12 protein-coding genes are annotated in these 14,368 nt (G+C 54.9%); 4 read left to right on the forward strand and 8 right to left on the reverse strand.

Annotated features, from left to right (window positions below):
* Window positions 1-204 (forward strand): esterase-like activity of phytase family protein (locus PN477_RS18135; protein WP_272147528.1); only part of this gene is annotated, 204 nt, incomplete at its 5' end.
* Window positions 205-208: 4 nt separating this feature from the next.
* On the forward strand, window positions 209-799 hold the full coding sequence (locus PN477_RS18140) for a chromophore lyase CpcT/CpeT (protein WP_272119602.1): 591 nt from the start codon (window positions 209-211) through the stop codon (window positions 797-799).
* An 11-nt stretch (window positions 800-810) separates the two neighbouring features.
* On the opposite strand, the gene PN477_RS18145 is transcribed toward PN477_RS18140, so the two are convergent.
* Together PN477_RS18145 and rppA are read right to left on the reverse strand one after the other, a co-directional pair.
* Entirely contained in the window at window positions 811-3,636 is a 2,826-nt protein-coding gene (locus PN477_RS18145) for a sensor domain-containing protein (protein ID WP_272119601.1), read from the reverse strand.
* 306 nt (window positions 3,637-3,942) lie between these two features.
* Entirely contained in the window at window positions 3,943-4,620 is a 678-nt protein-coding gene (gene rppA / locus PN477_RS18150; RefSeq protein WP_272119600.1) for a two-component system response regulator RppA, read from the reverse strand.
* Between the two features lie 206 nt (window positions 4,621-4,826).
* Between rppA and hisG the strand changes: the two genes are divergently transcribed.
* Both hisG and amt read left to right on the forward strand, forming a co-directional pair.
* The gene (hisG, locus tag PN477_RS18155; protein ID WP_272119599.1) at window positions 4,827-5,474 is read left to right on the forward strand and encodes an ATP phosphoribosyltransferase; all 648 of its coding nucleotides are present in this window, start codon (window positions 4,827-4,829) and stop codon (window positions 5,472-5,474) included.
* Between the two features lie 642 nt (window positions 5,475-6,116).
* On the forward strand, window positions 6,117-8,735 hold the full coding sequence (gene amt / locus PN477_RS18160; RefSeq protein ID WP_272120026.1) for an ammonium transporter: 2,619 nt from the start codon (window positions 6,117-6,119) through the stop codon (window positions 8,733-8,735).
* Between the two features lie 46 nt (window positions 8,736-8,781).
* Here the strand turns inward: amt and PN477_RS18165 are convergent, their stop codons facing one another.
* From PN477_RS18165 to PN477_RS18190, 6 genes are all read right to left on the reverse strand, one after another.
* Entirely contained in the window at window positions 8,782-9,579 is a 798-nt protein-coding gene (locus PN477_RS18165; protein ID WP_272120027.1) for an ABC transporter permease, read from the reverse strand.
* Window positions 9,576-10,610 (reverse strand): ABC transporter ATP-binding protein, encoded by a 1,035-nt coding sequence (locus PN477_RS18170; protein WP_272120028.1) that lies wholly within the window; start codon window positions 10,608-10,610, stop codon window positions 9,576-9,578. Before PN477_RS18170 ends, PN477_RS18165 begins: the two co-directional genes overlap by 4 nt.
* A gap of 76 nt (window positions 10,611-10,686) precedes the next feature.
* Window positions 10,687-11,343 (reverse strand): PspA/IM30 family protein, encoded by a 657-nt coding sequence (locus tag PN477_RS18175; RefSeq protein WP_272120029.1) that lies wholly within the window; start codon window positions 11,341-11,343, stop codon window positions 10,687-10,689.
* A gap of 49 nt (window positions 11,344-11,392) precedes the next feature.
* Window positions 11,393-12,349 (reverse strand): SPOR domain-containing protein, encoded by a 957-nt coding sequence (locus PN477_RS18180; RefSeq protein ID WP_272120030.1) that lies wholly within the window; start codon window positions 12,347-12,349, stop codon window positions 11,393-11,395.
* A gap of 214 nt (window positions 12,350-12,563) precedes the next feature.
* Window positions 12,564-13,589 carry an ABC transporter permease gene (locus PN477_RS18185; RefSeq protein WP_272147529.1) on the reverse strand — a complete coding sequence of 342 codons (1,026 nt, stop codon included), beginning with the start codon at window positions 13,587-13,589 and terminating at the stop codon, window positions 12,564-12,566.
* 66 nt (window positions 13,590-13,655) lie between these two features.
* A complete protein-coding gene (locus PN477_RS18190; protein WP_272120032.1) occupies window positions 13,656-14,222 on the reverse strand; it encodes a Uma2 family endonuclease in 567 nt (188 codons plus the stop codon).
* Window positions 14,223-14,368: the final 146 nt, after the last annotated feature.

A 14,368-nucleotide genomic window follows, 5' to 3' on the forward strand; every position in this document is an offset into this window, starting at 1 on the left:
ACCGTCACCCCCCTCAAAAAACGACTCCTCCTCGATCTCAGCACCTTACCCATCCCCCTCGACAACCTCGAAGGCATGACCCTCGGCCCCCGTTTAGCTGATGGCAGTTCCCTCCTCGTCCTCGTCAGTGATAACAATTTCAGCGCGGAACAGGTGACACAATTCCTCTTTTTCCGTTTAATGGAAGGACAATTAACCCCCTAGTGCTATGACCCATTCCACCGATGTGTTGACCCTAGCCCGCTGGATGGCGGCGGATTTCAGCAACCAAGAGCAAGCCTACGAAAATCCGCCCTTTTTTGCCCATATTCGCGTCTGTATGCGCAAAGCACCGGCCACGGGTCTCGACGGGATCAGCTTACTGGTGGAACAGGCCTACGACTATATGCTGAATAGTCCCTATCGGCTGCGGGTGCTGAATTTGAAAACCGTCGGGGATCACATCGAGATTGAAAATTTTCTTGTCAAGGATGAGAAGGACTTTTGGGGGGCGAGTCGGGAGCCGGAACGGTTGGCGGCATTAACGGGCGATCGCCTCACCCTGATGCCCGGCTGTAACATGATCGTGCAATGGACGGGCCATAGTTTTAGGGGCAATGTGGAACCGGGTAAAGCCTGTCGTGTGGTGCGTAAGGGTCAAGAAACCTACCTCGACAGCACCTTTGAAATTGATGAGGCGCTCTTTCAAAGTTGGGATCGGGGGCGCGATCTAGACACCGATGCCGCCGTGTGGGGTTCCGTGGCGGGGGCGTTTCGGTTTAAGCGCTGGACGAGTTTCGCCACTGAAATGATCGCCTAGCCGCTGGTGGACTAGCGACGGAGAGAGGACGGGAGAAACGAGAATCCCTGTTGCACGCGATGGAGCAGTGCGACGGTGTTCTGGACATTCAAGGGACGCGAGAAAAAATAGCCTTGGCCGTAGGGACAACAGAAGGTGCAGAGGGTTTGAAGTTGGGGTTCAGATTCAATGCCTTCGGCGATGATGCTCAGGTTCAGACCCTGGGCCAAGGCGATGATCGCCCGGACGATTTCCGCATTGCGGGGATAGTGGATATCGTCGACAAAGGATTTATCGATTTTCAAGACATCGAGGGGAAAGTGATCGAGATAACTTAAGGAACAGTAGCCCGTGCCAAAGTCATCAATACAGAGTTGGATCGCTTGGGTTTTGAGTTGTCGCAGAATGGCGATCGCGGTTTCGGGATCATCCATTAACGCCGTTTCGGTGATTTCGAGCTTCAAATTGTGGGGCGATAAGCGCGTTTCAGCGAGGATCGTGGCAACGCGATCGCTCAAGTCCCAGGTCAGTTGCCGACTCGATAAATTCACACTAATTTGCAGCGGCAGATTAAACACCTCCTGCCATGCCTGCACCTGTTGGCAAGCCTCCTTGAGCACCCACGCCCCCAAGGCTTGAATTTGGCCCCGCTCCTCCGCCAGAGGAATAAATTCCGTGGGCGACAACCACCCTTCCTCAGGATGCTGCCAGCGCACTAAAGCCTCAAACCCCACCAATTGATAGGTTTGTAAATCCACAATCGGCTGATAGTACAAACATAATTCTGAACGTTCAATCGCACTGCGTAAGTCCGTATCCAGTTTTTGGCGGCGCATAATCGTCAGTCGCATCGCCGGATCAAAACAGACAGCCTGATTTTTACCCTGGGCTTTGGCGCGATACATGGCAATATCGGCATTTTGGAGGATTTCTTCAGCTTGGGAATAAAGAGCTTGATGAATGACAACGCCGATACTCGTGCCGCTGAACACCGTATGGCCGCCGATCTGCATTGGTTCGGAGAGGGTGGTGATAATTTTGTTGGCGAGGGCGATCGCCGCCTCCGGTGTGGGCAACGGGGTCATCAGAATCGTAAATTCATCCCCCCCCAAACGGGCCAAGGTATCCGTAGGACGCAAACACCCCTGCAAGAGGCGGGCGATCGTCACTAACAGGGCATCCCCCAGCCAATGCCCCAAACTATCATTGACCAACTTAAACCCATCCAAATCCAAAAACAGCACCGCAAACTGAGCCTCACGAGACTGCGCCGCCTGAATCGCCTGGTTCACCTGTTGCAAGAAATAAGCCCGATTCCACAACCCCGTTAAGGCATCATGGGTGGCGCTGTACCGCAGATTTTCTTCAGCCCGTTTGCGGCTGGTAATGTCCACCACACAGCCTTCGTAATAAACCTTGGGCAGATTTTGCTCATCTTGCGCCAAGTGATCCACCACCCGCCGCGCATTTTCAGAAATCCAGATCACCCGGCCATCCTGTTGATAGATCTGAGACTCAAATTCCTTCACTTCGCCGTGAATCTGGAGGTGCAAAAGAAGTTCTTGGTAACGTTCGGGCTGGACGTAGGGGGGGTGAGGATTCTCGGATTGCACGGCCAAAAAGGTGGCGGCGGAGTCGTACCCATAGATATGGGCCATGGCGGGGTTGACGCTGAGGTACTGGCCGCAGGTGTCGATCTGGAAAATCCCTTCAACGGCATTTTCAAAAATGCTGCGGTATTTGGCTTCGGCGGCTTGGGACATGGCTTCGGCCCGTTTGCGCTGAAACACGCCACCGAGTTGCATCGCCACCGAAGAAATCAGTTCTACAAAGCGGGGGTCTTCTTGGCCGGTTTTGCTCATGACGAATTCCAGGACGGCTAACACCTGTTGATCGGCGATGATGGGGGCGAAGAGGCTGGCGCGAATCCCCCAATGGTTCATAATGTCTTGGCGGGCAACGTTCGATCGCTCCTGTTGGGCCAGATTCGGAACCCAACGGGGGGTTTGGGTTTGCCAGACTTGGCCCGGTAATCCTTCCCCCATGGCAAAGGTAAACGCTTGGCTCTGCTGCCAAAACTGGGTGAGGTGGTCTTGGGTGGTGGGGTTGAGGGTGGAATTAATGTAGTAGACGGGGCTGAGTTCGAGATGGGTTTGGCTGGGATGGGGAACCCAGACAGAACCCAATTCCCAGCCGGTGGTTTCACACAGCATCCCTAACACTTCCCGCAGGGCTTGGTCAAAATCAGCGGCGACACTGACGGAATGGGTAATGCAATGGAGGAGGTGCAGTTCTTCTTCGGCGCGTTCGCGTTCGGTGACATCCATGCCCGCCATGAAGAAGAATTCGCAGGTGGTGCGATCGCGACTCAAAATCGGTTTCGCTTGCCATTCCACCGTCAGGGTATCCCCGTTCTGGGTTAAGACTTGATTCACCGATAAACTCAAGCCCAGAGAGGCACTGAGTTGGATCAAAAAATCTTCCGCCTGATCCCATTCTTCAGGGGGAACACAGAGTTTGATGTAGTCTTGGCCGAGCACTTCGTCGAGTTCATAGCCCAAGGTGACGAGCATGGCGGTGTTCATCGCCGCTATTTTGCCGTTGGGCGTGAGGGCAAGAAAAAAGGCCGGGTTGGCTTCAAAGAGGGTTTGCACTAGCTCTGGATCATTCGTTAAATCCAGGGTGGTGGAGATGGGTAAGGGGCGCGGGGGTGTTAATCCGCTCTCCGGTGGAGGGGGAAGATGGGGAGGTGAGGGGGGCGGAGGGTTTACCGGGCGCGATCGCATCCAGCGACCTAGGACAAAGCCCAGGATTAAACAGACACTACTCCCCAGTAATTCTGGAGAAACTCCGACCATCGCAAGAGTTCCAAGCAGCACATTCAAGGGTTTTTCTGCTCTCCAAGAAGCATAGGGCTATGATCAATCAAACGGTTCCAGATGGAGGGGCGCATCCCTCTCAGTATACTGATTATCTTTTCGATAATCTTGGGAGAGAAAAAGAAGAGTATCTGTAATCATACTGACAACTAGGCCGGGTTATCTCTCCCTCAGCGGCCTATAGCAATGGGAAAAGAGGGTTCGGACGACGGTATGTTTAGGAACAAGGGGCTTAAGCTCCTTGCCGTCCTACCGATCTCGACCCCTGCTATATCTGGGGGCGGCTCATCGTTCTCCTTCGCCAAAGCGGTAGCCCTTGCCGTACACCGTATGAATCAGGGCAGTTTCGGGGAGATGTTCAAGTTTGCGCCGCAGGAGCCGGACGAGGGCCGCTAATACATTGCTGTTGGGTTGGGCGGTGGGGCCCCAGAGATGGGCTTGGATGGTGGTATGGGTGAGCACTTGACCCCGGTTTTGGAGAAAATAACAGAGCAATTGCGCTTCTTTTTCTGAGAGATCAATTTGGCGATCGCCCCGATAGGCGACCCGATTATCGGGGTCGAATTCGAGATCGGCAATGGTGAAGCGAGGGGAAGACTGGGCAGGCGATCGCCGCAACAGGGCCCGCACCCGCGCCAACAGTTCCCGCAATTCAAAGGGTTTCACCAAATAGTCATCCGCCCCCGCATCGAGGCCCTGCACCCGGTCATCCAAGGTATCTTTCGCCGTCAGAAACAACACCGGGGTTTCATCGCCGTGCGATCGCAACGTTTGGCAAATCTCCAACCCCGACAGCGACGGCATCATCCAATCCAGAATCAACAACTGATACCCCTCCGCCTGGGCCAACGCCAACCCCACACTGCCCCGATGGGCCACATCCACCTGATACCCCTCCTGACCCAGCGCCTGACTCAAGGGCGCGGTCAACTCCACCTCATCATCCACCAATAAAATTCGCATTTGGTCTCCTGATTCAATCCCCAAGAATCATCCTGAACTACGGTATATTGAACCCTTAGGCCCCGTTGTATAGCACTAGCCAGATTTGTGAGGACAGGCAAGGAGCTTAAGCCCCTTGTTCCGAGAGAGTTTAGCTGTCCTCAGCACGCTGACCTCTGCTATATCTAAGCCCCACTGATTCACTCCTTATTCTGCTATTTTCTCCTATGCTGACGATCGCACTCCCCAAAGGCGCACTCCTCAAAGACAGCATCCGCCTCTTTCAATCCGTAGGGCTTGACTTCAGCCTCTTCCTCGACGGTCAAACCCGCCAACTCCAAATCACCGACCCCACCGGAACCGCCCGCGCCCTCCTCGTCCGCGCCCAAGACGTGCCCGTCTATGTGGAATATGGTCAAGCCCAACTCGGCATCGTCGGCTACGACGTGCTACGGGAGAAAAAACCCAACGTCGCCCAACTGGCAAACCTCCACTTTGGCGGCTGTCGGCTCTCGGTGGCCGTGCCCAAAACCAGCGGCTATCGGTCTTCGTTGGAATTGCCGCCCCATGGTCGCGTCGCCTCAAAATTCGTCCATTGTGCCCGCGACTATTTTCGCCAACTCGACCTCCCGGTGGAAATCATTCCCCTCTCCGGTTCCGTGGAATTGGGGCCGATTACCGGGATGTCAGAAGCGATCGTGGATCTCGTTTCCACCGGCCGCACCCTGTTGGAAAATGGCCTAGTGGAAATCGATGTGTTGTTTGAAAGTACCGCCCATCTCATCGCCCACCCCCTCAGCTATCGGGTCAACTTCGAGCAACTCAACACCATTGTCAGCACCGTTCGCGCAGCCACCCTCACTGCTTATACATAACCTTGAATGGGGAGGGGGGATAAGTGAGCCAGAGGCTCACACTAGTGCAGCGTCAATGCCAAGAATTAGGATGGTTGTAGGGTGCTGTTAGCGAAGCGTAACGCACCGTCACGTTGAGCGTTGGACATTCAAGACAATCCGAATAGTAAGTCTTGACGCTGCACTAGAATCTTATGTAGCTTCTAGCTCGCTGCCTTGACAGCAAGGGGGCTTAGACACAGGCGAGGTCAACAGTGGAACGTTGTGTATCAGCAGTAGCCAGGGTATCGGTGGGGGCAGCGATCGCCGTTTTAGTGACCGGTACAATCCCCCCAACCCTCCTGATCGGCTCTCAGCCCGCAAACTCTCCTGTTACCGAAGCCTGAATCCCGTATAAAGCAGTGAGGCAGCCGGAGAGTATCGACCAGTTACGTGGTTTTTCGGAATGCAACAGGATCGAAAAACAGACCATCCAGCGGATCAATTCCCTCCCTCCCATCACGCTCAGATCCGATTATTTCGGTTCTATTTTTAGTCTAAAAAGAATAATTCAGTTTTGTTAAACGATTGATTCTCTCCCCCAGAATTAATGTATAACACATCACAACATCTCCGTAGCATACCCGACACAATAGCAACATAACCGTGACTCCTACAACGCCAGTGACTGACATTCTTTGGGTGATTGTTTCTGCCGGCCTGGTCTTCTTGATGCAGCCAGGCTTCATGTGTCTTGAATCTGGACTGACACGATCCAAAAACAACATCAATGTTGCGGTCAAAAATCTCGCTGATTTTGGCATTTCCGTGACCATCTTTTGGCTGTTTGGCTATGCCTTAATGTTTGGACTCAGTCAGTGGGGGGTGATTGGACAGACAGGTTTTTTATTGGATTTTACGGGCAGCCCTCAGATTGCCACCTTTTTCCTCTTTCAGATGATGTTTTGTAGCACCGCGACCACGATCGTTTCAGGGGCGGTGGCGGAACGTCTAAAATTCAATGCCTATTTAGTGATCTCTGCGATCGCCTCTGGGTTCATCTACCCCATCTACGGTCACTGGGTCTGGAATGGTGTGGATCAAAACACCAGTGCCGGTTGGCTCGGCCAACTCGGCTTTGTGGACTTTGCCGGATCAACCGTGGTGCATAGCGTCGGGGGCTGGATTGGTCTCGCCACCCTGATGGTGATCGGCCCACGCCTCGGCCGTTTCCCCCAAGACCAATCCCCCCAAACCATCCACGGCTCCAACCTGCCCCTCTCCGTCTTGGGGGCGATGCTGCTCTGGTTTGGTTGGTTGGGGTTCAACGGCGGCAGTACCCTCGCCCTCACCCCCCAAGTACCCGTCATTATCGTCAATACCGTCATTGCCGGAGCTGGCGGCATGATCACAGCGGCGATCATCGGCTGGAAGCGGCGCAAACTCCCGAAAGTGGAATCCCTCGTCAATGGTTCCATTGCCGGTCTTGTCGCCATTACTGCCTCCTGCCATGCCGTCAGCACCCCCCTCGCGTTTCTGATCGGTTCCGGTGGGGCCGCCGCCATGATCATCGTGATTTATCTTCTCAACCAATGGCGCATTGATGATGCGGTGGATGCCGTGGCGGTGCATGGCGGGGCGGGAGCCTGGGGGACTCTATCGGTGGGGTTCTTTGGGCAGTTGGATTTATTGGGAACTGGCTTGGGACGCTGGCAACAGATTGGGGTGCAAGGGCTAGGGATCGCGGTGGGCTTTCTGTGGGCGTTTGGCTTGACTTGGATCATTTTGAACATTACCAATCGAATCTTTCCGCTGCGGGTCTCTGCCGATGATGAAACCAAGGGTCTGAATGTCTCAGAACATGATGCCAAAACGGAGGTGTACGACCTGCTAGAGGTGATGGACTATCAAGCCCGCACCCAAGATCTCAGCGCCAGGGTTCCCGTCACGCCGTTTACGGAGGTGGGACATATTGCCTCTCGCTATAACCAGGTGATGACGGCGATGGAAGAGGCGATCACGCAGACCCATGCGATTGTGAGCACGGCAACGGATGCGATTATCACCTTTAATACTTCGACGTTACAGGTACTGACGGCGAATCCCAGCGCGGAAAAGGTGTTTCGGTATTCAGCCGAGGAACTGTTAAGGCTGTCGATTGCGGATCTGATTGGCTGGTCTGCCGAAACGATCAGCGATCGCGCCACCCTCTTGAAACGTCTGCTCAACAATGGTCAACAGGAAATGATTGGCCATCGGGCGGGGGGGGTGGTGTTTCCGTTGGAAGTGACCTTAACCAAGGCCAATTTAGGGGCGCGATCGTTTTTTACCGGAACCTTTCGCGACATCACCGAACGCAAACAGGCCGAAGAAGCCATTCGCCACAAACAACACAGCGTCAAACTCCAGCGCACCCTTGAAGAACTCCAACGGGCCCAAACCCAACTGATTCAAAGTGAAAAAATGTCCAGTGTCGGGCAAATGGTGGCCGGGGTCGCCCATGAGATTAATAACCCCGTTAACTTTATTTCCGGTAATTTGGTCTATGCCAAAAAATACACCGAAGATTTAATTCAACTCATCGATCGCTATCAAGAATTATTTCCTGAAATCCCCGACGACCTCCAAGAACTCATTGAAGACATTGAATTAGATTTCCTCAAAGAAGACCTGCCCAACTTACAAGATTCTCTCTTGATGGGAACAGAACGGATTCAAGAGATTGTCCAATCCTTGCGCACCTTTTCCCGCTTAGATGAGGCAGAAGTGAAACAGGTGGATATTCACGAGGGCATTGAAAGCACCTTAATGATTTTAAAAAATCGGCTCAAGGCGGCGATTCCTCGGCTGGAATATCCGATTGCGGTGGTGAAAGACTACGCGAATTTACCTCGCGTCGAATGTTACGCTGGGCAGTTAAATCAAGTGTTTATGAATTTATTGGCCAATGCGATCGATGCGTTGGCGGAATCTTGGGAGCGGGGGAAGTTTGTGGATGGTGAGCATCCGACGATTTGGATCTATACCCAGATCATTGATGCCGATTGGTTACGGATTCGGATTTTAGATAATGGCATGGGGATTAAGCCAGAGACGCAGTCAAAATTGTTTGACCCTTTTTTCACGACTAAAGAGGTGGGCAAAGGAACGGGGTTAGGCTTGTCGATTAGCTATCAAGTGGTGGTGGAACGGCATCACGGCCGGATGATCTGTCAGTCTGAGACGGGCCAGGGTGCGGAATTTATTGTGGAAATTCCGATGGTGCAAACGCCGGAAGGGGCGATCGCATCCTCCGATCCGTAACGGCGGGAGACGCTGCCAATACCAAAAAGACGAGCCAGATGGGATCTTAGGAGCGCTGGAAACGGAGGAGTTCGATCGATTGGGCGGTGAGGAAAATGCCGAGGATGATGTAGCTGGCAAAGACGAAGAGGCTGCTGCTGTCGAAAACGCCTTGCACCATGGTGTCGTAATGTTTGATCAACGATAGGTGAGCGATCGCCGTTTCAAAGGGCTGCCCCAACTGCTCCGCCACCAGATCCACCATCGCCAAGGCAATCACCAGGGTAAAGGTCAGAATGGCCGCGATGATCGTGCTGCTGGTGAGGGTCGAGAGAAACATTCCCAAGGACAACAGGGCCGTGGCGAGCAGAATTAACGCCAAATGGGCCAACAGCGGCACAGCGGGCGGAACGGGGCGATCGGCGGCGGCAAAGGCGACGAATTCCAGCACCAACATCGGCATCAGCAACGTGATATAAAACACCACCACCCCCGCCAATTTCCCCAGGGCCACAACCCAGTTATAAACCGGTGAGGTGGCGAGGAGTTCGAGGGTGTGGGCTTTGCGTTCTTCGGCGTAGAGTCCCATGGAGAGCAGCGGCACGATGAAGGAGGTGAGCGAACCAATGATCCCCAAATAGCGAAGCAGGAAGAGATAGGGCACATCCACCGGCGGCATGGGGATGCCGGACTGTTCACTGAGGGCCACTTCTTGGATAATGCCCTGATCACTCAAGAGCAAATACACAAACACGATCCCCGACAGCAGCCAAAAGACACCGGCCACCACGTAGGCCAGGGGAGAGAGAAAGTAGCTTTGCAGTTCTTTGCGGAAGATGGCAAGGATGTTAACAAAAATGGTCATTTTGGCTCTGGGTTGGCAGCTTCGGGGGTGGGTTCGGTGGGGGGAATGGGTTCTTCGTCGGGGATCGGTTCGGGGTCTTCAACCGGGGGAATGGGTTCCTCTTCGGTGGTGAGTTCGAGGAAGACATCTTCGAGGGTGGGGCGGGTGCGTTGCATTGCGTGGAGTTGGCCGCCGGACTTGATGATCGTGCTGGCGATCGCGGCTCCCGGTTCGCTGTGGCCGTGGCAGTTGATATGCAGCAACATTCGCGCCGAATCGGGCAAGGGCGACAGTTGCACATCGCGCACGCCGGCGATCGCGTTTAACTTTTGGGTGAGCAGTTGCGTCGCCCCACTCACCTCCACCGCATAGCCCAGACTCCCCACCAATGCTTCCATCAGGGTATCGGGGGTATCGGTGGCGACGATTTTGCCATGGTTGATAATCGCAACGCGATCGCAGGTCATGCTCACTTCCGGCAAAATATGGGTCGAGAGAATGATCGTATGATTCCCCGCGAGGCCTTTAATCAGGTGGCGCACCTCGATGATTTGACGCGGATCGAGGCCCACGGTGGGTTCATCCAGAATAATCACCGGCGGATTATGGACGATCGCTTGGGCCAAGCCGACCCGCTGCCGGAACCCCTTCGAGAGGCGACAAATGAGGGTATCCTGTTCCGTTTCAAGGTTGCATTGCGCCATGGCGAGATCCACTTGAGCGGCGCGATCGCCCGCCGAGACCCCCTTAAGCCGCGCTACAAAAAAAAGATAGCCCCGCACCGTCATGTCTTCGTACAGGGGCGGCGTTTCCGGTAAATAGCCGATGCGCTGCCGCACCGCCATCGATTGGCTGTGGACATCGTAGCCCGCCACCCGTGCCGTTCCTGCCGTCGCTGGCAGGTAGCCGGACAGAATGCGCATCGTCGTCGTTTTTCCCGCCCCGTTGGGGCCGAGAAAGCCGAGAATTTCCCCCGGTTCGACGGTAAAACAAACGTCATCAATGGCGGGATGGGGGCCATAGCGTTTGCTGAGGTGTTCAACTTCAATCATTGATCCATTGCCCTCATCACAGCAGCCTGTTGTCCGTTGTCTCGTCTGTCCATGGTTATTGTGTCACAAGGTCGGCCTAGGGTTTGTCCTGTTCCAGTTTCAAACGATTTAACTCCGCTTCGACGCGATCGCGCTGCTCCAACGTTTGAAACCGCGCCTCAAGCCCCGACGTTCCCAATTGTGTCACGTCCCGTTGAGCTTCAAGATCCAAAATTTGCGCCTCCACCTTGTCAAACATCGCCCAAGGACTGTCCTCCGTATCGGTTAAAAGGGTCTGCAAGCGTTGACTGGCTTGGGCCGATTGGAGCCGCGCTAACACCATATCGCGCTTGAGGCGAGCGTGATGGTATTTGGTTTCGAGGCGGTGGAGGTCTTGTTTGAGTTGGGCGATCGTTGCGGTTTGGGTCTGGAGTTGGGTGCGCAGCAGTGCCGCCGTGTCGAGGTAGGTTTGACGACGGGTGAGGGCTTCGCGGGCGATCGCTTCATTGCCTTGATTCAGGGCAAGCTGGGCCCGTTGATGCCAATCAGCGGCGGCGGCTTCGTTTTGGTGGGCTTGGCGTTCGGTGCGTTTTTGGGTGGCGATCGCCTGCGCCACCCCCTGCCGCAACCGGGTTAACTCCTGGCTCATCTGCCCCACAATCTGCTCTAGCATCTGGGCCGGATCTTCAGTTGCGGTGAGCCAATGATTCACATTCGCCTGCACCACTTGCCACGCTCGCCCCAACAAATTCATCGCCGTTTCCCCCTTAACTCTCGCCCCGCTCTTCTGTCATCCTAACCCCTTAGTCTGATTCTTGAGCCTGATAAATCTGCGCCACAATCCCCTGAGTCTGCACCGCATTCACCAACCGTTGCGCATCGGCCGCATTGTCAAACGCCCCCAACTGCACCTGAATCCCCTGGGGAAACCGGCGTAAATAGGCATCGGACACCGCCGATCGCGCCTGTTGTAATGACGCTTCGCCCGTGTAAGTCACCAACACATAATAATACGGGTCATTATCAGGGGGAGCACTGGCCACATTCGGGAGCGATTCCGGATCGGGTTCGGGGGTGGCCGGCGTGGCATCGGGGCTAGGGATCGGCGAATTGGGATCAGGAAGCAGGGCAGAGGTGAGATCCGACGGCCGGCCGGGAATGGGTGCAGTCTCATCCCCCGCATCCGCCGTGTCAGGATTTGGCGCTGCGGCGGTGGTGTCCGGGTCGGAGTCGGTGTCATCATCGGCCAAGTCCGGGCCGGTCACGTCCAGCGGTTCCCCCGTCGGCCCCACCTCCGAGGGAACGGTGGCCGTTGTGGTTTCGCTCTCGCCTGTGTCGGCGGGTTCAGCCACGGGAGCCGGTTCACGGAGGGCAAAGACAATTAGGGCGATCGCCACGCCGAGCATGGCGATCGCGCCCACATTCAGGGGGTTTAACCAGGGTTTGCGCTGGGGTTGGGTCGGTTCCTGGTCGAGGGTCTTGAGGAGTTTTTCGGAGGAGGCGAGATAGTCCTGGGGGCTGGTGGCCGGATCGGGTTGACGTTGGGGCGTTTGGGTATAGTTGGCAATGTCGTGATCTTTCCCCTTGCTGGTGGGCGTTGTGGGGGTCATCGCTGCCACCTCGGACGGCGGCGAGGCGGGAACCGGCTCATGCTGTTGACGCTGGCGACGGTAGCGGGCCAACTCGGTATCCACATCAACATCCAGACAAGCCAAGGCCGTCGCGAGGGTGGGGTGAAGGTCAGTTTGCGGGTCAGTCATGGTGCAAAATCGTTCAAAGCTACCAAGGGTCATCCTGATAGGATACACCAGACCTTCAGATCCGATAATCACCCGCAAAACAAGGCGGCTGATGAAACTTAAGGAAATAATCCGGTCATTCCGTAATGCGAGCATCTTGCTCGCTAGAGGTTGTGCGCCTTTTTCAATGACCGGATTGAATATTAACCTCCATCAGCCCCTTGCTCCCAACACGTTAATAACGAATCCGGGGGTCGATGTAGGCGTTGATGAGGTCGATCGCAATACTGGCAAAGACGACAATCACCCCGAAAAACACCATAATCCCCTGCACGGTGGGGTAATCGCGCAGAGAGATGGCTTCATAAAGGCGGTTCCCCAACCCCGGCCAGGAAAACGTGACTTCGGTTAACACTGCGCCCCCTAATAACGCGGCAAAGGTTAGCCCCAGGACGGTAATCACGGGGATCATGGCGTTTTTGAGGGCGTGGGAAATTAAGATGGTGCGATCGCCAATGCCCCGCGCCCGTGCTGCCTCCACGTAATCCGCCCGCAAGGTTTGTTTTAAATTCACCCGCACAATCCGCTCAAAAATTCCACTTAACAACAGCCCCAAGGAACAACAGGGCAACACCAGATGATGAAACGCCGTGATCAACGCGCTCCAATTCCCCGTTAACACACTGTCGAGGGTGTAGAGTCCTGTGATCGTGCTGGGGGGGTCGAGGTTAATCGGAAAGCGCGTTCCCAAGGGGAACCATTTAAACTGCACCGCAAAGATCAGTTGAAACACCATCCCCATCCAAAACAGCGGCAGGGAATAGGTGATGATGCCAAATAATCGCCCGCCCGCATCAAACACCGTATTCGGACGCGAGGCCGCAAACATCCCAATACTCACCCCCAACACAACGGCGATCAGCATGCCATAAAACGTCAATTCCACGGTGGCGGGAAAGTGATCGCGGATGACATCCCACACGGGTAACCCGCGACTGGTGATCGACGTGCCGAGGTCGAGCTTCAGCAGACTAATTAGATAGCTGAGGTATTGGATGGGGAGGGGTTGAGAGAGGCCGAGTTGTTCGCGGAGGGCTTCTTTGGCGGCTTCGGGGGCGCGGTTGCCGAGGATGGCATCGGCGGGATCGCCGGGGGTGGCGCGGAGGAGGAGAAAGACGAGGGAAACGATGGTGAGCAGCATCAAGGGGGCGAGCAAGATGCGGGTCAGGAGGTAATACTGGAGGGCTTTGGCGCGGGACATGGGGGAGGGGATAACATCGCTGTGTTTAACCATACCCTAACTGCGATCGCATGACTGGCCCTCAACTCACCCAAAAAGATCAGCAACGGCCAGGGTAAAGTCGGCGAACAGGGGCGATGTGAGCACATCCTCAGCGAATACGGTGCTGACTTGTTCTAAGCTGGCTTGCGATCGCCGATAAATTTCCACCCGTTGCTGCTGCCAATCGATGATCCAATATTCCCGCACCCCTACCCGTGAATAGAGTTTGAGTTTCATTTGGCGATCGCGACTAATATCCCTCGGCGTTTGGGATAGCACTTCTACGACTAATTCCGGGGCCGCCGTAAAATGTCCCGACTCATCCACACAGGTGGCCAACAGTTCATCACTAATCCACACCAAGTCAGGAATCACATTATCCTCCCCGGCAAAAACCAAACCGGGCGTGGCTAAAACTTTGCCTTGTTGATGTTGTTTCGTCCAGAGGGTAAGGTAAGTGCCAAGGTTATTGATGGCGTTTTGATGTTTCCAATGGGGGGCGCGGGTCACGAATAACTCTCCGTCGATAATTTCATAGCGATGACCGTTATCGGGAAACAGGGCTAAATCGGCGATCGTCCAACGGTGTTTTGGGTTGAGGTTTGCAACCATAGTCTAGAGACTGGGGTGAAGTTCGGCTTAGTTCGATTGTATTATAGCGCTGAACAAATCTGTTAGGACAGGCAAGGGGCTTACGACAGGCAAGGGGCTTACGACAGGCAAGGGGCTTACGACAGGCAAGGGGCTTACGACAGGCA

The organism is Spirulina subsalsa CS-330 (assembly GCF_028330765.1).
In the GTDB taxonomy this organism is placed as follows: domain Bacteria; phylum Cyanobacteriota; class Cyanobacteriia; order Cyanobacteriales; family Spirulinaceae; genus Spirulina; species Spirulina subsalsa_A.